The sequence below is a fragment of the Streptomyces sp. HUAS TT7 genome (genome assembly GCF_051550175.1).
In the GTDB taxonomy this organism is placed as follows: Bacteria; Actinomycetota; Actinomycetes; order Streptomycetales; family Streptomycetaceae; genus Streptomyces.
On record NZ_CP196175.1, the window covers coordinates 5,628,869 to 5,650,145 of the forward strand.

The 21,277-nt window shown below is 70.2% G+C and carries 15 protein-coding genes; 6 read left to right on the plus strand and 9 right to left on the minus strand.

The genetic code is table 11. From position 1 onward, the window contains the following. Positions 1–9: 9 nt before the first annotated feature. Positions 10–912, minus strand: coding sequence for an aldo/keto reductase (locus ACSHXC_RS25400; protein ID WP_438293799.1), 903 nt, complete (start codon positions 910–912; stop codon positions 10–12). Positions 913–1,046: 134 nt separating this feature from the next. On the opposite strand from ACSHXC_RS25400, the gene alc reads away from it, so the two are divergent. Further along, entirely contained in the window at positions 1,047–2,207 is a 1,161-nt protein-coding gene (gene alc / locus ACSHXC_RS25405) for an allantoicase (protein WP_438293800.1), read from the plus strand. A 456-nt stretch (positions 2,208–2,663) separates the two neighbouring features. On the opposite strand, the gene pepN (ACSHXC_RS25410) is transcribed toward alc, so the two are convergent. Beyond that, entirely contained in the window at positions 2,664–5,240 is a 2,577-nt protein-coding gene (gene pepN / locus ACSHXC_RS25410) for an aminopeptidase N (RefSeq protein WP_438293801.1), read from the minus strand. Between the two features lie 131 nt (positions 5,241–5,371). Here pepN (ACSHXC_RS25410) and ACSHXC_RS25415 point away from each other — a divergent pair, with 131 nt between their 5' ends. Continuing rightward, positions 5,372–5,869 (plus strand): DUF1203 domain-containing protein, encoded by a 498-nt coding sequence (locus tag ACSHXC_RS25415; protein WP_438293802.1) that lies wholly within the window; start codon positions 5,372–5,374, stop codon positions 5,867–5,869. A 203-nt stretch (positions 5,870–6,072) separates the two neighbouring features. Further along, on the plus strand, positions 6,073–7,026 hold the full coding sequence (locus ACSHXC_RS25420; protein ID WP_438290108.1) for an IS481 family transposase: 954 nt from the start codon (positions 6,073–6,075) through the stop codon (positions 7,024–7,026). Here the strand turns inward: ACSHXC_RS25420 and ACSHXC_RS25425 are convergent. Then, entirely contained in the window at positions 7,023–8,039 is a 1,017-nt protein-coding gene (locus ACSHXC_RS25425) for an aspartate-semialdehyde dehydrogenase (RefSeq protein ID WP_438296820.1), read from the minus strand. The genes ACSHXC_RS25420 and ACSHXC_RS25425 overlap by 4 nt on opposite strands. A 252-nt stretch (positions 8,040–8,291) precedes the next feature. On the opposite strand from ACSHXC_RS25425, the gene ACSHXC_RS25430 reads away from it, so the two are divergent. Then, the gene (locus ACSHXC_RS25430; RefSeq protein ID WP_438293803.1) at positions 8,292–9,761 is read left to right on the plus strand and encodes a M28 family metallopeptidase; all 1,470 of its coding nucleotides are present in this window, start codon (positions 8,292–8,294) and stop codon (positions 9,759–9,761) included. A 69-nt stretch (positions 9,762–9,830) separates the two neighbouring features. On the opposite strand, the gene ACSHXC_RS25435 is transcribed toward ACSHXC_RS25430, so the two are convergent. After that, complete coding sequence (locus ACSHXC_RS25435; protein WP_438293804.1) at positions 9,831–13,157, minus strand: S8 family serine peptidase; 3,327 nt, start codon at positions 13,155–13,157, stop codon at positions 9,831–9,833. Positions 13,158–13,387: 230 nt separating this feature from the next. On the opposite strand from ACSHXC_RS25435, the gene ACSHXC_RS25440 reads away from it, so the two are divergent. Then, positions 13,388–13,858 (plus strand): NUDIX hydrolase, encoded by a 471-nt coding sequence (locus ACSHXC_RS25440; protein ID WP_438293805.1) that lies wholly within the window; start codon positions 13,388–13,390, stop codon positions 13,856–13,858. Between the two features lie 120 nt (positions 13,859–13,978). Here ACSHXC_RS25440 and ACSHXC_RS25445 read toward each other — a convergent pair whose 3' ends face one another. Both ACSHXC_RS25445 and pepN (ACSHXC_RS25450) read right to left on the minus strand, forming a co-directional pair. After that, positions 13,979–15,013 carry a hypothetical protein gene (locus tag ACSHXC_RS25445; RefSeq protein WP_438293806.1) on the minus strand — a complete coding sequence of 345 codons (1,035 nt, stop codon included), beginning with the start codon at positions 15,011–15,013 and terminating at the stop codon, positions 13,979–13,981. A gap of 136 nt (positions 15,014–15,149) precedes the next feature. Then, on the minus strand, positions 15,150–17,729 hold the full coding sequence (gene pepN, locus ACSHXC_RS25450; RefSeq protein ID WP_438293807.1) for an aminopeptidase N: 2,580 nt from the start codon (positions 17,727–17,729) through the stop codon (positions 15,150–15,152). Positions 17,730–17,909: 180 nt separating this feature from the next. On the opposite strand from pepN (ACSHXC_RS25450), the gene ACSHXC_RS25455 reads away from it, so the two are divergent. Further along, the gene (locus ACSHXC_RS25455; protein WP_438293808.1) at positions 17,910–18,560 is read left to right on the plus strand and encodes a mycothiol-dependent nitroreductase Rv2466c family protein; all 651 of its coding nucleotides are present in this window, start codon (positions 17,910–17,912) and stop codon (positions 18,558–18,560) included. A 45-nt stretch (positions 18,561–18,605) separates the two neighbouring features. On the opposite strand, the gene ACSHXC_RS25460 is transcribed toward ACSHXC_RS25455, so the two are convergent. The 3 genes from ACSHXC_RS25460 to ACSHXC_RS25470 all read right to left on the minus strand — a co-directional run bounded on the left by ACSHXC_RS25460 (position 18,606) and on the right by ACSHXC_RS25470 (position 21,215). Then, positions 18,606–18,800 carry a hypothetical protein gene (locus tag ACSHXC_RS25460; RefSeq protein WP_438293809.1) on the minus strand — a complete coding sequence of 65 codons (195 nt, stop codon included), beginning with the start codon at positions 18,798–18,800 and terminating at the stop codon, positions 18,606–18,608. A 190-nt stretch (positions 18,801–18,990) separates the two neighbouring features. Beyond that, entirely contained in the window at positions 18,991–19,632 is a 642-nt protein-coding gene (locus tag ACSHXC_RS25465) for a superoxide dismutase (protein ID WP_399486054.1), read from the minus strand. A gap of 173 nt (positions 19,633–19,805) precedes the next feature. After that, positions 19,806–21,215, minus strand: coding sequence for an amino acid permease (locus tag ACSHXC_RS25470; RefSeq protein WP_438293810.1), 1,410 nt, complete (start codon positions 21,213–21,215; stop codon positions 19,806–19,808). Positions 21,216–21,277 lie beyond the last annotated feature (62 nt).

Here is a 21,277-nt window from a genome sequence, read left to right on the forward strand (position 1 = left end):
ACCTGTTGGTCAGGGGGTGTCCAGGCGGGCCAGTTCGTCCTCGCCGAGCCGCAGCGCGCCCGCCGCCACGTTGTCCACGAGGTGGGACGGGTCGCCCGTGCCGGGGATCGCCAGGACGTGCGGGCCGCGGTGCAGCGTCCACGCGAGCCGGACCTGCGCCGCGCTGACGCCCCGCTCGCGCGCGACGGCAAGGACCTCCTCGCTCTCCGCGCCGCCCGCGCCCGTCTCGCGCCCGGCCCCCGCGATCGCGTAGAACGGCACGAACGCGATCCCCTTCTCGCCGCACAGCCGCAGCATCTCCTCCTGCGCCGCGGGCGCGCCGATGCCGTACGGGTTCTGCACACAGACGACGGGCGCGATGGACAGCGCCTCGTCGAGGTGCGCGGGGCCGACGTTGGACAGGCCGAGGTGCCGGATGAGGCCCGCCTCGCGCAGCTCGGCCAGCGCGCCGAAGCGCTCGGCGATCGAATCGGTGCCGACGATGCGCAGGTTCACCACGTCCAGGTGGTCGCGGCCGAGCTGGCGCAGGTTCTCCTCGACCTGCGCGCGCAGCGCCTCGGGCGTCCTGGCGTGCTCGCCCCACTCGCCCGAGGGGTCCCGGGCAGGCCCGACCTTGGTGGCGATGACGAGATCGTCCGCGTACGGGGCAAGGGCCCGGCCGATCAGCTCGTTGGCGGATCGCAGCGGGGAGAAGTAGAACGCGGCGGTGTCGATGTGGTTGACGCCGAGTTCAACTGCCTTGCGCAGTACGGCAATTGACCGTTCGCGATCGCTCGGTACGGCATCGGCGCGCAACGCCGCGCCCTGCTGCGGCAGGCGCATCGCGCCGAAGCCGATCCGGTTGACGGTCAGGTCGCCGAGCTGCCAGGTGCCCGCGGCCGCCGCGGTGGTGGTCTCTGAGGTCGTGGTCATGGCGGGAGTCTGGCAGGGGGAGGGCGGCCCGCCCCGAGATGGCAACAAGCTGCCAGGAGTGTTCAGTATCGCTGAACAGACTGTGCGGAAACTTTCGATGGACGTGGGGTGTGGGGTGGGCCAGAGTCGGGGTCATGACTTCCGCCATCGACGCCACCGAGAACATCAACGACCACGCATCCGCGGCGGACCCGCACGCCAACGACGCCGCCCCCTACGGAGGCGGCGACCCGTACGCCGACTACCGCTCCGGTGACTTCGCGTTCACCGAGCTCGTCGACCTCGCGGACCGCCGGCTCGGCGCCGGAGTCATCGCCGCCAACGACGAGTTCTTCGCCGAGCGCGAGAACCTGCTCGTCCGCGAGCGGGCCGTGTTCGACCCGGAGCGCTTCGGACACAAGGGCAAGATCATGGACGGCTGGGAGACCCGCCGCCGTCGCGGCGCGGACGCCGATCACGTCTTCCCCGCGCCGGAGGACCACGACTGGGCGCTCGTACGGCTCGGCGCCCCCGGCGTGATCAAGGGGATCGTCGTCGACACGGCGCACTTCCGCGGCAACTACCCGCAGCGAATCTCCGTACAGGCGACGGCGGTCGAGGGCTCGCCCAGCCCCGAGCAGCTGCTCGCCGACGACGTGAAGTGGGACGAGCTCGTCCCGCCGACGCCGGTGCGCGGCCACGCCGAAAACGGTTTTGACATCACTACGGGCCGCCGTTACACCCACGTCCGGCTCTGCCAGCACCCCGACGGCGGCGTGGCCCGCCTGCGCGTGCACGGCGAGGTCGTGCCGGACCCGGAGTGGCTGGACACGCTGGGCACGATCGACCTCGTGGCGGTCGTCAACGGCGGTTCGTACGAGGACGCGTCCGACAAGTTCTACTCCTCGCCGACGCAGATCATCCTTCCGGGGACGTCGCGGAAGATGGACGACGGCTGGGAGAACCGTCGTCGCCGTGTCCGCGACACCAACGACTGGGTACGTTTCCGGCTGGTCGCACAGGGGGCGATCAGGGCGGTCGAGATCGACACGGCGTACCTGAAGGGGAACTCGGCGGGGTGGGTCGCGCTGAGCGGGCGCAACGGGGAGACGGGGGAGTGGTTCGAGATCCTCCCGCGTACGCGCCTGCAGCCCGACACGCTGCACCGGTTCCGCCTGCCGGCGCAGGCGGTGGCGACGCATGTCCGCCTCGACGCGTTCCCGGACGGCGGGGTGGCCCGGATGCGGCTGCACGGCGCGCTGACGGCGGCGGGGGCGGCCGAACTCCGCCACCGCTACGCAGAGCTGACCGGCTGACCCCGGTCCCTCCCTCTCTCGTCCGCCCGGCGGAACGGTTGCGCACAGACGCCCGTCCGCCGGGCGGGTTTCATTCCCCACCCCGCCCCTTCCCTAAAGCCTCCGGCGGTCGGGGGTGGGGAAGGGGAGTTTCCCGGGGGCTGCGCCCCCTGCACTCCTGGTGGGGGCTTCGCCCCGTGCGTCTCTCGTGGGGTTCCGCCCCCTGCGCCGCCGGGATTCCCCTGGCGGAATGGTGGGCAAAATCAGCCCCTCCGGCGTTTGAGGAGCGGGGTTCGGGGCGGAGCCCCGGGGGTGCAGGGGCGGAACCCCGCCGGGGGGTTGGGGCGCAGCCCCAGGAAAGGCCGCCTCTGCCGTTACAGCCACCGCCGGAGCCACGCGGCGGAGCCGCAGAGTGTCACAGTCGGGAAGGGGCGGGGTTGGGGGGGCAGCCCCGCAGGGAACCGCCCCCCCGCCCCGCTACGCGGCCGCCGCGTCCGCCTTCCGGGCCCGCAGCGCCCGCTCCACGCCCGAGCGGGACTCCGAGATCAGGCGGCGCAGGGACGCGTTCGGCTGGGCCGAGGCGAGCCAGGCGTCCGTCGCGTCCAGGGTTTCCCGGGAGACCAGGAGGGACGGGTACAGGCCCACCGCGATCTGCTGGGCGATCTCGTGCGAGCGGGACTCCCACACGCCCTTGACCGCGTCGAAGAACTTCGCCGAGTACGGGGCCAGCAGTTCGCGCTGGTCGGTCTGGACGAAGCCGCCGATTACCGCTTCCTGGACGGCATTCGGGAGCGTGTCGCCTTCCACCACCGACGCCCACGCCTCCGCCTTCGCCTCCGGCGTCGGACGCGCGGCCCGGGCGGTCGCCGCGTGGCGCTCGCCCGCGGCCGTCCTGTCGCGCTCCAGCTCCGCCGCGATGTCCGGCTCGTCGAAGACGCCCGTCGCCGCGAGCCGCTCCACGAACGCCCAGCGCAGCTCGGTGTCCACGGCGAGGCCCTCGATGGTCTCCGTACCCGTCAACAGGCCCTGGAGCAGGTCGAGTTGCTGCGGCGTGCGCGCCGTCGCCGCGAAGGCGCGGGCCCAGGCCAGCTGGTGGTCGCCGGCCGGCTCGGCGGTGCGCAGGTGCGCCAGCGTCGCCTCCGTCCACTGGCTGAGGCCCGCGTCGCGCCACTCGGGCGCCGCGTACAGGTCGATGGCCAGCTTCACCTGGCGGTGCAGGGACTGCACCACACCGATGTCGGACTCCTTGGCGATGCCCGACAGGACGAGCGCCAGGTAGTCGCGCGTCGCGAGTTCGCCGTCGCGGGTCATGTCCCAGGCCGAGGCCCAGCACAGCGCGCGCGGCAGCGACTCGGCGAAGTCGCCCAGGTGCTCGGTGACGAACCGCAGGGACTCCTCGTCGAGGCGGACCTTCGCGTACGACAGGTCGTCGTCGTTGAGGAGGATGACCGCCGGGCGGGGCGTGCCCGCGGGCAGCTCGACCTCGGTGCGGGCGGCCGCCGCGATGTCCAGCTCGAACCGGTTCGTACGGACCAGCTTGCCCGAACCGTCCAGGTCGTAGAAGCCGATCGCGATGCGGTGCGGGCGCAGGGTGGGCTCGCCCTTCGCGCCGGCCGGCAGCGCCGGGGCCTCCTGAAGGACGGCGAGGGACGTGATGTTCCCGGAGGCGTCCACGGCGATCTCGGGGCGCAGCACGTTGATGCCCGCCGTCTCCAGCCACGCCTTCGACCAGGTCTTCAGGTCGCGGCCGCTCGTCTTCTCCAGCGCGCCGAGCAGGTCCGGCAACCGCGTGTTGCCGAACGCGTGCGCCTTGAAGTACGCCTGCACTCCCTGGAAGAACTCGTCCATGCCGACATAGGCGACGAGCTGCTTCAGGACCGAGGCGCCCTTCGCGTACGTGATGCCGTCGAAGTTGACCAGGACGTCTTCCAGGTCGTTGATCTCGGCCATGATCGGGTGCGTGGACGGCAGCTGGTCCTGGCGGTAGGCCCAGGTCTTCTCGGAGTTCGCGAACGTGGTCCACGCGTTCGGCCACTTCGAGCCCGGCGCGTAGGCCTGGCAGGCGACCGAGGTGTAGGTGGCGAACGACTCGTTCAGCCACAGGTCGTTCCACCACTCCATCGTCACGAGGTCGCCGAACCACATGTGGGCCAGCTCGTGCAGGATGGTCTCGGCCCGGCGCTCGTACGCCGCGTCCGTCACCTTCGAACGGAACACGTACTGGTCGCGGAAGGTCACCGCGCCCGCGTTCTCCATCGCGCCCGCGTTGAACTCCGGCACGAAGAGCTGGTCGTACTTGGCGAACGGGTAGGCGTAGTCGAACTTCTCCTGGAACCAGTCGAAGCCCTGCCGGGTCACCGCGAAGATCTCGTCCGCGTCGAGGAACTCGGCGAGCGAGGGACGGCAGTAGATGCCCAGCGGCACGGTCTGCCCGGCCGGACCTTCGTAAGAGGAGTGCACCGAGTGGTACGGGCCCACGATCAGCGCGGTGATGTACGTGGAGATGCGCGGCGTCGGCTCGAAGACCCAGAGGTCGTCCTTGGGCTCCGGCGTCGGCGAGTTGGAGATCACCGTCCAGCCGGTCGGCGCCTTCACGGTGAACTGGAAGGTCGCCTTCAGGTCCGGCTGCTCGAACGAGGCGAACACGCGGCGCGCGTCCGGAACCTCGAACTGCGTGTACAGATAGGCCTGTTGGTCCACCGGGTCCACGAAGCGGTGCAGGCCCTCGCCGGAGTTGGTGTACGCGCAGTCCGCGACCACCCTCAGCACGTTCGGGCCCGCTTCGAGCCCGGCCAGGGCGATCCGGCTGTCATGGAACACGGCGGCCGCGTCCAGCGCGGTCCCGTTCAGGACGACCTCGTGCACGGTCGGCGCGACCAGGTCGATGAAGGTCTCCGCCCCGGCCTCGGCCGAATCGAAGCGCACGGTGGCGACGGACCGGTAGGTCCCGCCCTCCTGCGCGCCGCTCAGGTCGAGCTCGATCTCGTACGAGTCAACGGTGAGCAGGGCCGCCCGCCGCTGCGCCTCTTCACGGGTCAGATTCGTGCCAGGCACCCGGTCATCTCCTTCAGATGCTTCAGTTCCATCAGATCGTGACGTTCCGGCCATCCTTGCACGCAGGGTGCACACAGCGCGATGGCCGTTTTCCGCCGGTGAACAGGGCCTCGCGCGACCACGCTGGGGACATGACGATCTACACAGCACGCCCCATCGAGCCCGCCGTCCTCAAGCGGCTCCGCGACACCGACGACGCGGGGCGACCCTGCGTCCCGTACACCGATCACGTGGGCGGCGACCCCCTGCGCTGCTGCCTGCGGCCGATCCGGCCGGGAGAGCGGGTGGCCCTGGTCTCGTACGCCCCGCTGCGGCGCTGGGCCGCGGAGAACTGGGCCAGGCCCGGCGCCTACGACGAGCAGGGGCCGGTCTTCATCCACGCGGAGGAGTGCGACGGTCCCTCCGGGGCGGAGGGCTACCCCTTCACGCGGCCGGGAGCGGTCCGGGTCCTGCGGCGCTACAGCGGGGACGGGCACATTCTCGGAGGGCAGCTCCTTGAGTTCCCGCAGGCCGCGGCGGAGGCCTTCAACGCGGCCCTCGACGAGGCCTTCGCCGACCCGGAGGTCGCCCTGGTGCACGTCCGTGCCGTGGAGTACGGCTGCTTCCAGTTCGAGGTGCGGCGACCTTAGGCGTGCGGTGCCCCGGCCCGCTGTTTCCAGGGGCGCGGGGAACTGCGCGACCAGCCACGGACCACCCGCAGCCGAAATACCGGCAGGGTCAGGTGCTAGCTGTATTGATCACGAGCGTTGTTAACGCTGGTTGGTCTTGATCATGGCGAAGACCTCCGGTGTGGTGGAGGTGTCTAGGCTCCACACCACGCACGGAGGTCTTCGTGTCCCACCGTAATGCCCGCCTGACCATGCACGGCAGGCGGCTGCTGGTCGAACGTGTCCGTTCCGGCCGTCCTGTCGCGCATGTGGCGGCCGAGATGGGCATATCCCGGCCCACAGCCCACAAATGGGTCCGACGTTGGAAGACCGAAGGCGACGCGGGCCTGGCCGACCGGCCCAGCAGACCGGCCACAACCCCGCACCGGACACCGGCCGCACTGGAAGAGCGGGTCTGTGGCCTGCGGCGGACCCGCAAGCTCGGGCCCGCCCGGATCGGCCCGATCGTGGGACTGCCCGCATCCACTGTGCACCGGATCCTCACCCGCCACCGGCTGAACCGGCTTTCCTGGCTCGACCGCCCGACCGGCACCGTGATCCGCCGCTACGAACGCGACCGCCCAGGCGAGCTGATCCACGTCGACGTCAAGAAACTCGGCCGGATCCCCGACGGCGGCCACAAGACCCTGGGCCGTCAGGCCGGCCGGGCAACCCGCTCCGCCATGGGCTTCGACTACATCCACTCCGCCGTCGACGACCACTCCCGCCTGGCCTACAGCGAGGTCCACCCTGACGAGAAGGTCGCGACCTGCGCGGGCTTCCTCACCCGCGCGGCCGCGTTCTTCCACAGCCAGGGCATCCCCCGCATCGAGCGGGTCCTGACGGACAATGCGTGGGCCTACCGCAAGGGCCTGGCCTGGAAAGCCGTCCTTACCGACCTCGGCGCGACCGGCAAACTCACGCGCGCTTACCGGCCGCAGACCAACGGCAAGGTCGAACGCTTCAACCGCACCCTGCTGGACGAGTGGGCCTACCTGCGGCCCTACACCTCAAACGACGAGCGGACAGCGGCCCTGACAGACTTCCTCCACACCTACAACCACCACCGCTGCCACACCGCACTCGACGGACACCCGCCCATCACCCGCGTCAACAACCCTGCGAGTCAATACAGCTAGCCCTTGAGCTCAGCCGCCACCAGCTCCGCGATCTGGACGGCGTTCAGCGCGGCGCCCTTACGGAGGTTGTCGTTGGAGAGGAACAGCGCGAGACCGTTCTCCACGGTCTCGTCGACCCGGATGCGGCCCACGTACGACGCGTCCTTGCCCGCGGCCTGCAGCGGCGTCGGGATCTCGGAGAGCTCCACGCCGGGGGCGGACGCCAGCAGCTCGTACGCGCGCTCCACGCTGATCGGGCGCTCGAAGCGGGCGTTCACCTGGAGCGAGTGGCCGGAGAAGACCGGCACGCGGACGCAGGTGCCGGAGACCTTCAGCTCCGGGATCTCCAGGATCTTGCGGGACTCGTTGCGGAGCTTCTGCTCCTCGTCGGTCTCGAAGGACCCGTCGTCGACGATGCTGCCCGCGAGGGGGAGCACGTTGAAGGCGATGGGGCGCTTGTAGACGCCGGGCTCGGGGAACTCGACCGCGCCGCCGTCGAAGGTCAGCTGGTCGGCCGCCTCGGCGACCTTGCAGGCCTGGGTGTGCAGCTCGGCCACGCCCGCCAGGCCCGAGCCGGAGACGGCCTGGTAGGTGGTGGCGACCATCGCGGTGAGCCCGGCCTCGTCGTGCAGCGGACGCAGGACCGGCATCGCGGCCATCGTCGTGCAGTTCGGGTTGGCGATGATGCCCTTGGGGCGGTCCTTGACCGCGTGCGGGTTGACCTCGGAGACCACGAGCGGGACCTCGGGGTGGCCGCGCCAGGCGGAGGAGTTGTCGATCACGACGGGACCCTGGGACGCGACCTTCTCGGCCAGGGCGCGCGAGGTGGCGCCGCCCGCCGAGAACAGCACGATGTCCAGGCCCGAGTAGTCGGCGGTGGCCGCGTCCTCGACCGTCACGCCGTCCAGGACCGTGCCCGCGGAGCGCGCGGAGGCGAACAGGCGCAGCTCGTCGACCGGGAACGCCCGCTCGACGAGGATCCTGCGCATGACCGACCCGACCTGTCCGGTGGCTCCGACGATTCCGACCCTCACGGTGACTCCCTTGGTGCTCACGTGCTGCTCACGTGCTCCTGTACGGCTCCGGCGCACCCATGATGCGTCGGATCCGGGCGGACTTGTCCAATCCATTGTCCGTTGTGTGGGACGCCTGCCCACTTGTGACAAGTCCATGGCATCCGTGTTGCATCCGCCCGGAATCGCCCCACGGAGCCGTTTTTGCTGGCTACGGTCCTTAACAGCCGGTCGATCATCGGCGACACCGCACCGTATTCCGGAGGATTTCCCGTGCCCGTATCCCGCCGCATCCGGGCCATAGCCGCCCTCGCCGCCGCCCCGGTGATCCTGTCCCTGGCCACCCCCGCCGTCGCCCGCGGGGGACCCGGCCAGCACCTCGCGAACAAGCTGGTCAAGGAGGCGTCCGGGGAGAGCGCCTACCGCCACCTGGAGGCCTTCCAGAAGATCGCCGACGCCAACGGCGGCAACCGGGCGGCCGGCACCCCCGGCTACGACGCCTCGGCCGCCTATGTGTACGGGCAGCTCAAGCAGGCCGGGTACGACGTCTCGTACCAGGACTTCACCTTCTACGAGTCAAAGACCCTGCGCCAGAAGCTGACCGTACAAGGCGCGGGCGGGCGTGAACTGGCCACCGCCGCCTACAAGTTCAGCAAGTCGACCCCGGCCGGCGGGCTCACCGCCGAGGTGAAGGCGGCCCGGGTCGACGACACCCCGGGCTGCTCGCTCGACGACTACGCCTCCGGCACCTTCACGGGAAAGATCGCGCTGGTGAAGCGCGGCAGCTGCACCTTCCAGGAGAAGGAGGCCGTCGCCGCGAAGGCGGGCGCGGCGGGCGTCATCGTCTACAACCACTCCGGGACCGACGTGGTGCACGCCACGGTCGGGGAGCCGGGGAACGCGCACATCCCGGCCGCCGGGATCTCCCTCGCGGACGGCGAGGCGCTCGCCGGGCAGCTCGCCAAGGGCCCGGTGAAGGTCACCCTGGACGTGGCCACCGAGGCCGTTGCCCAGAAGACCCGCAACGTGATCGCCGAGACCCGCACCGGCAACCCGGACAGCGTGGTCGCGCTCGGCAGCCACCTCGACTCGGTCCCCGCGGGGCCCGGTATCAACGACAACGGCTCGGGCTCGGCCGGTCTGCTCGAAGTGGCGGTCAAGCTCGCCAAGGAGACCAAGCAGACCCGCAAGCACCCCAAGCAGCTCCCCAACAAGGTGCGGTTCGCCTGGTGGTCGGGCGAGGAGCTCGGCCTGCTCGGCTCGGAGCACTACGTCAAGAACCTCACCGAGCAGCAGAAGAAGCAGATCAAGCTCTACCTGAACTTCGACATGATCGCCTCGCCCAACGCCGCCCAGCTCGTCTACGACGGCGACGACTCCGACAAGAAGGGCGCGGGCCCCGGTCCCGCCGGATCGGCGCAGATCGAGGCCCTGATCAACAGCTACCTCGACAAGCGGCACGTCCAGCACGAGGGCTACGACTTCGACGGCCGCTCCGACTACGGCCCCTTCATCGAGGTCGGCATCCCGGCCGGCGGCACCTACACCGGCGCCGAGGAGATCAAGACGCCCGAGCAGGCCAAGAAGTGGGGCGGCACGGCAGGCCAGGCCTTCGACCCCAACTACCACGCCAAGGGCGACACGTTGAAGAACATCGACAAGAAGTACTTCGACCTCAACATCGACGTCATCGCGCAGGCCGTCGGCACGTACGCCTATGACCTGAGCTCGCTCAAGGGCTGAGAGGCGGACAACGCCAAGCGGGGCGGGTGCTCTTTCCGAGCGCCCGCCCCGCCGTGTTCCTACCGGCCGTTACTGCGTGACCTTCCCGATGATCACGCTGCCGGTGCCCGCCGCGGTGCCGCGCTCGTTCACCAGCTGGACCGTCCCGAAGAACTGGCGCCCCTCGGGAGCCGCGCCCGCCGCGACGACATCCGCCGTCACCTGGGCAGAAGCCCCGCCCGCGAGCTTGACGGTCTTGCTCTCGTCGACCTTGACGGTGCCGAGCGAGGGAGCGAAGTACACGTCCTTGTAGGCGTACGTGGTCGAGCCGGCCGGGACCGCGTAGCCCACGACCTGGATCGTGTACGTGCCCGCGGCCGGCTTGACCAGGCTGACCGACTCGTCCGCGCTGCTTGTCGCGGACTGGGCCACCGTCTTGCCGTTCTGGTCCAGGACGTACAGGTCGAGGTCCGCGCCCTTGTCCGAGGTGCCGCCGATCGACACGTCCAAGTGCTCGACGCCCGCGCCGATGGTGACCGTGCTGATCTGCGTCTCACCGGTCTTGATGGTGGGGGTCGCGACCTTCGCCGAACCCAGCGAGCCGCCCTTCAGCTTGCCGTCGAGGGCGGCGAAGCTGTTGGTGACCTTCCACTGCACGGGGGCCGGGGTGCCGGCCTTCGCCTCGGGCACCGTCTGGGTGGCCGGGTCGAAGGTCACGCCGAGCACCGAGGCGTCCAGCTTGAAGGAGTTGTCCAGGTACGGCGACGTGCGGCGCGCCTCGACCTCGATCTCCCACACGCCGGCCTGCGGGTTCGCGTACGAACGCAGGTCGGGGCGGCAGGTGTTGGCCGGGTTGTCGTAGTTCGGGTAGCAGTTCGGCGTGCCGGTGGGGTCGACGGCGACACCGTAGGGGTGGATCGAGATGAAGCGGGTCTGGCTGCCCGAGCGCAGCGCGCCCATGCGGACTTCCAGGTTCTTCGCGCCCGCCGGGACGTTCACGAAGTACGACTTGGTGGAGTTGCGCTGCACCGTCGAGGACGCGGTGAAGGTGTAGCCGGGGCCCGCGATCGGCGTCGCGACGATCACCGTGGCCATGACCTGCTGGTCCACGCCGACCGTCTTGGGGTCGTCGACCTGGAGGATCGCGCTGTGCACGCCGCCGGACCTAGGCTGCGCCTGCACCTTGACGGTGACGGGCTTGCCGAGCGGCAGGCTCACCTCGTCGTCACCGAGGATCTTGAAGGTGCCGTCGTCGTTCTTGAGTGACAGCTCGTGCCGGACGTTCTTGTCCGGTCCGGTGGTGCGGGTGACCGTGACGTCGTACGTCTTCTTCTGCCCGGCCTTCAGGCCGCTCTCGCGGTCGTAGATGCCGGTGCCGGCGTTCGGCGTCTTCAGTGCGAAGGAGAGCGCGCTGGAGACCGGGGCGGTCACCGTGTACTCGTGGGCCGGGGCCTTCTTCTTCGCGGTCTGCTTGATCGCGTCCCAGGCGCCCACGATGTTGATGAGCCCGGCGCCCTCCTGGTAGGCCTGAACTCCCTTGATGTGCTTGGCCGTCGAGGTCAGCGCGGTGCGCAGGTCGGCCGGCGGCAGGTCGATGCCCTGCTGCTTGGCGGCCGAGATCAGCAGCGCCGAGGCGCCGGCGGCCTGCGGGGAGGCCATCGAGGTGCCCTGGAGCATCGAGTAGCCGGCGGGGAGGCTGTAGCCCGCCTCCTTGACCGGGCTGCCGGGCAGCCAGGTCTGGGTGGAGTTGATGGCCGCGCCCGGGGCGCTCAGCGTCGGCGTGAAGCCGCCGTCCTCACGCGGGCCGCGCGAGGAGAACGGCATCATCTGGTAGTCCGTGGAGACGCCGGAGCCGTAGTTGGCGGCCCAGGTCTCCTTGGAGATGCTCGCGCCGACGGATATGACGTGGTCGGCGAGGCCGGGGTCGCCGATGGTGTTGACGCCCGGGCCGTCGTTGCCGGCCGAGATGACCAGCTGGACGCCGTAGCTGTCGATGAGGCGCTTGTAGAGCTCGGCGCGCGCGTTGTTGCCGTCGTTGAGCGCCGGGAGGCCGCCGATCGACATGTTCACGATGTCGACGTGGCGGTTGGTGACGAGGTCGATCATGCCCTCGGTCAGCGCGATGTTGGTGCAGCCGCCGTCCCAGTTGCAGGCGCGCGAGGAGACGATCTTCGCGCCGGGCGCGGCACCGCTCATCTTGCCGCCGAACAGGCCGTTGGCGGAGGTGATGCCCGCGACGTGGGTGCCGTGCTCGGACTCGATGACGCCGATGTTGACGTAGTCCGAGGTGTGCCCGGCCGCGTCGTAGACGACGTTCTTGCGGATCTCGACGGTGAACGGGACGCGCTCGACGACATCGGTCGCCGGGTTGTCCGTGCCGAAGTAGCCGACCTGGTAACCGTCCTTGTATGGCTTCATCGGCGCGTCGTCCGTGAAGTCGTTGTTGTTGTTCAGGTCCACGCGGACCGTGCCGGCGACGGGGTCGTAGAGCACGCCCCAAGTGTCGGTGGTGTCGCCGTCCCGGTTCAGGTCGCCCTTCGCGTCGCCGCCCGCGGTGGCCTTCTCGGCGAACGTCGAGAAGTCGTACGAGCCCGCCGGGGCCTTCCACGTCTTGCCGCCCGCGGTGAACACCGGCCCGGAGACTGCGGTGTTGGCGCGCAGCCAGGTGCCGTCGTTGTCCTGCACCGGGTCGGTGGCCGTGACCCAGTCGACGATCTTGCGCTCGCCGGTGGTGGTCTTCTGGAGCGCGGGGTGGCCGAGGTCGACGCCCGAGTCCAGGATGCCGATGGTGACCCCGCGGCCGTCCGCCTCGGGGTGCTGCTTCACGAAGTCGACCGCACCCGTCTCGAAGTTCGGGTTGTACGGGTTCTTCGCGGGCGTGTCCTTGCCCGGCGCCGGGTAACTGCCCGAAGTGCGCAGTTGCTTCGCGGACGTGGTGGTGTCCGCGGAGGGCGTCGGGTCGTCCAGCTGGATGTCCTGCTTGAGGTCGATGCCGTGCACCGAGGGCAGCTTCGCGGCCGCCTTCAGGGCCGCTTCGGCCTTCGCCGTCGGCAGCGTCGCGCGGACGTAGCCCAGCTTGTCGTCCTGCTTGCCCACGGTCGCCCCCGCGACCGAGTGCAGCTGCTGGGTGACGGCGGAAGTGGCGCCCGGAGCGGTCGCCATCATGACGGTGACGCTCTTCTCGCCCTTGGCCTGCGCCTCGGAGAGCCGCTGCTCGTCCGCCTTGCCGAGCTTGCCCTCGGCGGTCTTGGCCGGAGCCGTCTTCACCGGGGGCGCGGTCCACGGGTCGTCGTGGCCCGTCGCGGCGAAGCTGGGTGCGGCGCCCGCCGCGACGAGCGCGGCCACCAGGCCGGCCGCCGCCGCTGTGCGGGCCGTGCGTCTCGCCCCGGGTATGGAGCGCGGGGATTCAGTGGTCATTCAGCATCCCTATGAAGTGAGTAAGGGTCCGGCGCGGGAAACGGTTCGACTTTCGGTGCCGGATGACCGCTGAGCATTGCGTATATGGCTGTTGTTTGTGGAGAGTTGACCGTTACGTGATGTGAACATGGCGCTTTTCCGCCATCGCCCGGGGCCCGCCAGGCCGACCCGGTCCGTTCGGGGCGCCGGAGAGCGGCGCCCCCGCGCACGCCGACCCGTAACCTCACTGAATGAACACGGAGTTGCGGGTGGCGGCCTACGCCGTATGCGTACGGGAAACCGGTGGTGTCCAGGAGATCCTGCTCGCCCGCTGGGTGGCCGGGGACGGCACCAGGCGGTGGACGCTGCCGGGCGGCGGCATGGACCACGGCGAGGACCCCCTCGACACCGTGGTGCGCGAGCTCGACGAGGAGACCGGGTACGCCGTCGAACCCGTCCGGCTGCTCGGCATCGACTCGATCAACCGGCGCTACCCCCGAAAACTCGGCCGGTTCGCCGACTTCCAGGGCCTGCGCATCGTGTACGAGGCCCGCGTCACCGGAGGCGAGCTGCGCCACGAGACCAACGGCTCCACCGACCTGGCCGCCTGGCACCCGCTGACCGGGGTGGCCGACCTGGACCGGGTCGAACTCGTCGACGCGGGCGTGGAGTTGTGGCGCACACGGCCGCCCACGGGCAAGGCGTCCCCGCCTGTGGGCTAGGGGGTGCCCGATGGGTCATGGCCGGGGCCGCGGCGTGACCCATCGGGCCCCCCTGAGCCGTACGTTTCCGATCGCGGGCGGTGGGCCGTTCCCCTCCGAAGGCCCGCCGCCCGCGTCGCTTCAGCGGGGGAGCACCACCACATAGGCGGCGGGCTCCCGGTCGGTGGACGCCATCAGCGCGGTCCGCACCACGGCCGCCTGCTGTTCGAGGGACTCGCGGAGCTTCTTCGGCGTGATGTGCACGACGGTGATGCCGAGCCGTTCGAGTGCCTCGCGCTTGCGCGTGTATTCCGACCACATCGCGTCGTCGTCCTGGCGAGGTGCCCGGGTGTCCAGCTCCACCGCCACCGCCTGCTCGGGCCAGTACGCGTCCAGGCCGCCCAGGTGCGGGCCGCCCGGCAGGCGCAGGTCCACGTTCCACAGCGGGTCCGGCAGACCGAACCCGCGCACCATCGTGTACAGCCGCTCCTCGGCGATCGCGCGCCCCTCGGCGAGCAGCGCGTCCACCGCGTCCACGACATGGGCCCGGGTCAGCAGCCGTGCCTGCGTCAACTCCCTGACGATCGCGGCCGGTTCGGTGTGGCCGCGACGCACCGCCTCGGTGAGCAGGCGGCGTACGGCCTGGGCGTCGCCGAGGACCGCGACGGCGTCCGCGAGCGCCCGCGGCACCGGCGCCACCGGCACCCCCGTGATCATCTCCGCGTACGGCATCGCGTGGGCCCGCACCAGCTGGACGCAGCCCGTCGAGCGCAGCCGCCGGGTGCGCGGCACCAGGATGTCGATCCGGTCGAGCGAGAGCAGCGGGGGAGCCGAGGAGAACCCGTGCAGCGCGAGCGCCGCGAGCCCGGTGACGATCGCCTGCGGCGCCTCGGCGTGGGCCTGGCCCTGCGCCGGGATGGCCTTGGCGCGCCCGGCGGCCGGCCACCCCGCGTACATCAGCGCGGCATGCAGCCGCTCCTCGCTGGTGGCGGGGCCCGGGTGCAGCACGTACACGCCCGGAAGGAGCTGCTGCCACGGGCCGCCGGGCAGGCACTGCGCGGCGGCCCGCGCGGCCGAAATCCCGTGCGCGCGCAGCTGGTTGGCGGAGAGCACGCGCCGCTGCACGTCGGTGAGGTGGCTCAGGGGGCGGGGGGAGAGCGGGGTGTTGTGGTTCATGCTGCGGGGTTTTCCGCAGCCGAACCGCCTCCTAACCGCTGTTACATGCCCGTCGACAAATCCGGACAACCCCGTCCTAAAGTACGGGCGTTCGAGTGCCGATCAGGGGGCCCGCTCACGGGCCCCCGAACCGGTGTCAGTGTGCGGCGGCCGCCGCGTCGCAGGCCTGGCCGCGCAGGGTACGGGCCAGGTCGTCGCGGGCTTCGAGGACCAGGCGGCGCAGGGCCGGAGCCGCGTCCTCGTGCGCGGTGAGCCACTCGTCCGCGGCCGACAGCGTCGCCTCGTCGTCCTGGAGGCCCGGGAACAGGCCCTTGACGATGTCCATGCCGATCTGGATCGAACGCTCGGCCCACACCCGCTCGATCACCTCGAAGTACTTCGGGGCGTACGGGGCGGTCAGCGCGCGCTGCGAGGGCTGGTTGAAGCCCGAAATGGTGGCCTCCGCCAGCGCGTTGGACAGCGCGTCCGACTCGACGACCTGCGCCCAGGCCTGCGCCTTGACGGCCTCGGAGGGGCGCGCGGCCAGGCAGCGCACATGGTGGCGCTTGCCGGACGCGGTGTCGTCGCGGGCCAGTTCCGCGTCGATCGCCGACTCGTCCGCGACGCCGTGCGCGGCCAGCGGTTCGAGCAGCGCCCAGCGCAGCTCCTGGTCCACGTCGAGGCCGTCGATCTTCGCCGAGCCCGCGAGCAGGCCCTGGAGGAGCTGGAAGTCGGCGCCGGTGGTGGCCGTCGCCGCGAAGAAGCGGGCCCAGGTCAGCTGGTGCTGGCTGCCCGGCTCGGCGAGCCGCAGCTGATGCAGGGCGCCCTCGGCGAGCAGCCGACCGCCCTCCTCGCGCCAGCCCGGCGCCGCGTAGTGCACGACCGCCGACTGGGCCTGGGAGTGCAGCATCTGGAGCACGCCGATGTCCGACTCGCGGCCCGCGTGCGCGAGGACGAGCGCCACGAAGTCGCGGGCGGGCATGAGCGCGTCCCGCGTCAGGTTCCACAGCGCGGACCAGCACAGGGCGCGCGCGAGGGGGTCGCTGATGTCGCCGAGGTGGGCGCGCAGGGTGGCGAGCGAGCCCTCGTCGAAGCGGATCTTGCAGTAGGTCAGATCGTCGTCGTTGACCAGGATCAGGTCGGGCCGCTCGGCCCCGGCGAGCCCGGTCACGACCGTGCGCGGGCCCACGACGTCGACCTCGGCGCGGGCGTAGCGCACCAGGGCGCCCGCCTCGTTGCGGTACAGGCCCAGCGCGACCCGGTGCGGACGCAGCTCGGGGTGGGTTTCCGCGGCCTCCTGGACGACGGCGAGCTCGGTCAGGCGATCGCCCGCGTCGTAAGTGGCCACCGGCGTAAGGGAGTTGACCCCGGCGGTCTGGAGCCAGGAGCGCGACCAGGTCGCCATGTCGCGCCCGGAGACCTCTTCGAGGACCGAGAGCAGGTCGCCCAGGCGGGTGTTGCCGTAGGCGTGCCGCTTGAAGTAGCGCCGGGCGCCTTCGAGGAAGTCGTCCCGGCCGACGTACGCGACGAGCTGTTTGAGCACCGAGGCGCCCTTGGCGTACGTGATCCCGTCGAAGTTGAGCTTGGCGTCCTCCAGGTCACGGATGTCGGCCGTGATCGGGTGCGTGGACGGCAGCTGGTCGGCCCGGTAGGCCCACGCCTTGCGGTTGTTGGCGAAGGTCACCCAGCTGTTGGTGAAGCGCGTCGCCTCGGCCAGCGAGAACGAGCCCATGAAGTCGGCGAAGGACTCCTTGAGCCACAGGTCGTCCCACCACACCATGGTGACCAGGTCGCCGAACCACATGTGCGCCATCTCGTGCAGGATGACGTTGGCCCGGCGCTCGTAGGCGGCCTGCGTCACCTTGCCGCGGTAGATGTACTCCTCGCGGAACGTCACCAGGCCCGGGTTCTCCATCGCGCCCAGGTTGTACTCGGGCACGAACGCCTGGTCGTACTTCCCGAACGGGTAGGGGAAGTCGAAGTTCTCGTGGAAGAAGTCCAGGCCCTGCTTGGTGATCAGGAAGATGTCGTCGGCGTCGAAGTGCCTGGCGAGCCCCTTGCGGCACATCGCGCCGAGCGGGATCTCCAGCTTCCGGCCGTCGTCGAAGGTGCGTGTGTAGGAGTCCGTGACGTAGTGGTACGGGCCCGCGACGACGCACGTGATGTACGTCGAGATCGGCTCGGTGGCGGCGAACCGCCAAACACCGTCCGTCTCCTGGCCACCGGCTCCGTTGGACCACACCGTCCAGCCCTCGGGGGCCTGCGCCTCGAAGACGAAGCGGGCCTTGAGGTCGGGCTGCTCGAAGTTGGCGAAGACGCGGCGCGAGTCGGCCGGCTCGTACTGCGTGTAGAGGTAGACCTCGCCGTCCTCCGGGTCGACGAAGCGGTGCATGCCCTCGCCGGTCCTGCTGTACGCGCACTGGGCGTCGACCACCAGGACGTTGTCCTCGGCGAGGTCGTCCAGGGCGATCCGGCTGCCGTCGAAGACCTCGGCGGGGTCGAGCGCACGGCCGTTCAGCGTCACCGACGTCACCGACGGGGCGATCAGATCGGCGAACGTCGAGGCGCCGGGGCGCGCCGAACGGAACCGGATCGTGGTCAGCGACCGGAACGTGCGGGGCCCGTCCGGGGCGTCCCCGACGGCGGACCGCAGATCGAGGGAGACGTCGTAGCCCTCGACGGACAGCAGCTCGGCCCGCTCGCGGGCCTCGTCGCGGGACAGATTCTCACCGGGCACGGGCACTCCTTCGTGTCTCGTTCGAACGGCCTCGATCCTCCCATGCCGCCGACGCGGAGGCCGAGCGGGAATGGGTCGGCCGAAACGGCCCCCCGGGCGGAATGCTTTCGGCCGATGCCGGTGTTCGACCGTAGAGATGCTTGCTTGACCGATGTTGCCCGATGTTGCCCGAGGAGAGACATGTCCGAGTCCGCCAAGACCCCCGTCGACTTCTGGTTCGACCCCCTCTGCCCCTGGGCCTGGATGACCTCGCGCTGGATGCTGGAGGTCGAGAAGGTCCGCGACGTCGAGGTCCGCTGGCACGTGATGAGCCTCGCGGTGCTGAACGAGGACCGCCTGGACGAGCTGCCCGAGGAGTACGCCGAGAACATGCGGCCCGGCGGCAAGTCCTGGGGTCCGGTACGCGTCGTGACCGCGGCGCAGCAGCTGCACGGCGACGAGGTCGTCGGCAAGCTGTACACCGCGCTCGGCACCCGCTTCCACAACGAGGGCCTCGGCGTGAACCGGGACTCCATCGCCGCGGCGCTGAAGGACGTGGGCCTGCCCGCCGACCTCATCGACTACGTCGACCGGGACACCTACGACGTGGAGATGCGCGCCTCGCACAAGGAGGGCATCGAGAAGGTCGGCCAGGACGTCGGCACCCCCGTCATCGCGGTGCCGGGCGCCGACGGCGAGCAGATCGCCTTCTTCGGCCCGGTCGTCACCCCCGCCCCGCAGGGCGAGGCCGCAGCCAGGCTGTGGGACGGCACCCTGCTCGTCGCCGCCACCCCCGGCTTCTACGAGATCAAGCGCAGCCGCACCGAGGGCCCCGACTTCAGCAACCTCTGACGGGCACCGGGCGCCCGTGCCCGCACGGGGCGGGAGCCCGGAACCTCACGGCAGCCGGATGTGCCCCGCGAACGGGCGCTTGTCGAAGCCGGTCCGCAGATTGCGGCAGCCCGGTCGCATGCAGACCCAGACGTCCTCGACGTTCTTGCGGCCGGTGCGGTGCCGCAGCCAGGCCTTCTCCTCCGCATCCAGCGGGCGGTGCTCCTCGTCGGACTTGCATGTGTCGCAGTACATCGCCATGCGTACTCCTCCTTGGCAAGTGCCGGGAGTGTAGGCCCGTCGGCAGGGGAGGGGCAGGGCGAAAAGCAGCCGCATGCGAAGGGCCCCCGCGAGTCACGTCCTCGCGGGGGCCCTTCGTTCTTCCGCCTGCCGTCATGAAGGTTGAGAAGACGATCACGAGGCAGGACGTCGGGTGTCGTAAGGGCGTCCCTTACGGGGCCAGGATCAGGTTGTTGCCGGCCTGCTTGGCGGCGGCGTAACGCTTCGCCACGTCCTGCCAGTTGACGACCCGCCACATGGCCTCGATGAAGTCGACCTTCTGGTTCTTGTACTGCAGGTAGAAGGCGTGCTCCCAGGCGTCGAAGACCAGGATCGGGGTCGAGCCCTGGCCGACGTTGCCCTGGTGGTCGTAGATCTGCTCGACCACGAGGCGGCCGCTGATCGGCTCGTAGGCGAGGACGCCCCAGCCCGAACCCTGCGTCGTCGCCGAGGCCTTGGTCAGCTGGGCCTTGAACTTGGCGAAGGAGCCGAAGGACTCGGCGATGGCGTCGGCCAGCTCGCCGGTGCCGTCCTTCTCCAGGGGCTCGCCGCCGCCGTCGCCCGTCATGTTGTGCCAGTAGATCGAGTGCAGGATGTGGCCGGAGAGGTGGAACGCGAGGTTCTTCTCCAGGCCGTTGATCGAGCCCCAGGCATCCTTGTCGCGCGCCTCCGCGAGCTGCTCCAGGGTGTCGTTCGCGCCCTTCACGTACGCCGCGTGGTGCTTGTCGTGGTGCAGCTCGATGATCTCCGGGCTGATGACGGGTTCGAGCGCCGCGTAGTCGTACGGAAGTTCAGGAAGCGTGTAAATGGCCATGTCCGAGCCCTCCGACTGCTCACTGCAAATGCTTATTGCAATTGATGTGCAAGTGCACGCTACCAGCAGCAATGCGGGTTCGCAGGTAAGGGTGACCTCAGCAAAAAGTCCTGCGTCCCGAGGCCTAGGGCCAGGGGACGCAGGACAGTTGAGAGCGGGGAGTGGCCGTTCGGTCAGGCGTCGATCGGGGTCTGCGCCGACGTGCGCTGACGGATGTAGCCGATGATGGCGAGCACCAGGGTGAGCCCGCCCGTGTAGTAGAGCTGCACCCGCGTGCCGTCCTCACGGGCCATCAGGACGAAGACCACCGCCATGCCGAACAGCGCGGCCCAGGTGAGCCACGGGTACAGCCACATCTTCACGACGAGTTTCTCCGGCGACTCGCGCTCAAGGCGGCGGCGCAGCAGCAACTGCGAGGCGGCGATGAAGAACCAGACGACCAGGATGATCGCGCCGATGGTGTTCAGGAGCCACTGGAAGATGTCGTCCGGACGCCAGTAGCTGAGCAGCACGCACACGAAGCCGAAGGCCGAGGAGACGAGCACCGCGACCCGCGGCACCCCGCCGGAGATCTTCCCGAGCACCTTGGGGCCCTGGCCGCGCGAGACGAGCGAACCGGCCATGCGGGAGGCGCCGTAGATGTTCGCGTTCATCGCCGAGAGCAGGGCGACCAGGATCACGACGTTCATGATGTGGCTCGCGGCCGGGATGCCGAGGTAGTCCAGGGTCGCGACGTAGGGGCCCTTGGCGGCGATGTCCTTGGCGGTCCACGGAAGCAGCGTCACGACGACCGCCATCGAACCGATGTAGAAGATCGCGATCCGCCACATCGCGGTGCGCACGGCCTTCGCGACGCCCTGGACGGGGTGTTCGGACTCGGCCGCGGCGATGGTGACCGTCTCCAGACCGCCGTACGCGAAGACGGAGGCGAGCAGTCCGACGATGAGGCCCTCGCTGCCGTTGGGCATGAAGCCGCCCTGGCCGGTGAGGTTGGTCAGACCCGGGGCGCTCGTGTCCGGCAGCACGCCGAGGATCGCCAGGACGCCGATGACCAGGAACAGTACGATCGCGCCGATCTTCAGCGCGGCGAACCAGAACTCGAACTCGCCGAAGTTCTTCACGGCCGCCAGGTTGGTGCCGCAGAACAGCAGCATGAACACGGCGACGAGCGCCCACTCCGGGACGCCCGGCAGCCAGCCGTGCACGATGCCGGCGGCGCCGATGCCCTCCAGTCCGACGGCCACGCAGAGCAGGAACCAGAAGGCCCAGCCCGCGGTGAACCCGGCCCACGGCCCAATCGCCCGCTCGGCGTGCACCGAGAACGAGCCGGACGCGGGGTTGGCGGCCGACATCTCGCCCAGCATGCGCATGACGAGCATGACCAGGGCGCCGGATATCGCATAAGCGAGGATGATCGAGGGTCCGGCCGCCGCGATCGCGGTGCCGGAGCCGACGAACAGCCCGGCGCCGATGACGCCGCCGAGGGCGATCATGGAGAGATGGCGCTGCTTGAGACCATGGGTGAGCGGTGAGTCGGTCTGCGGCCGGCTGTCGTTCGGCGCGGGCGCGGTTGTCCGAGACATGGGCATGCCCTGTTCAGTAGCTGATCCACCGGGTCGGCGGCACGGAGCCCACAGTCTTAGGG

Excerpts from the sequence above, each read along its gene's own strand:
- ACSHXC_RS25400 (WP_438293799.1), bottom strand. The coding sequence starts at position 912 with ATGACCACGACCTCAGAGACCACCACCGCGGCGGCCGCGGGCACCTGG.
- alc (WP_438293800.1), top strand. The coding sequence starts at position 1,047 with ATGACTTCCGCCATCGACGCCACCGAGAACATCAACGACCACGCATCC.
- ACSHXC_RS25415 (WP_438293802.1), top strand. The coding sequence starts at position 5,372 with ATGACGATCTACACAGCACGCCCCATCGAGCCCGCCGTCCTCAAGCGG.
- ACSHXC_RS25435 (WP_438293804.1), bottom strand. The coding sequence starts at position 13,157 with ATGACCACTGAATCCCCGCGCTCCATACCCGGGGCGAGACGCACGGCC.
- ACSHXC_RS25440 (WP_438293805.1), top strand. The coding sequence starts at position 13,388 with ATGAACACGGAGTTGCGGGTGGCGGCCTACGCCGTATGCGTACGGGAA.
- ACSHXC_RS25445 (WP_438293806.1), bottom strand. The coding sequence starts at position 15,013 with ATGAACCACAACACCCCGCTCTCCCCCCGCCCCCTGAGCCACCTCACC.
- ACSHXC_RS25455 (WP_438293808.1), top strand. The coding sequence starts at position 17,910 with ATGTCCGAGTCCGCCAAGACCCCCGTCGACTTCTGGTTCGACCCCCTC.
- ACSHXC_RS25460 (WP_438293809.1), bottom strand. The coding sequence starts at position 18,800 with ATGGCGATGTACTGCGACACATGCAAGTCCGACGAGGAGCACCGCCCG.
- ACSHXC_RS25465 (WP_399486054.1), bottom strand. The coding sequence starts at position 19,632 with ATGGCCATTTACACGCTTCCTGAACTTCCGTACGACTACGCGGCGCTC.
- ACSHXC_RS25470 (WP_438293810.1), bottom strand. The coding sequence starts at position 21,215 with ATGTCTCGGACAACCGCGCCCGCGCCGAACGACAGCCGGCCGCAGACC.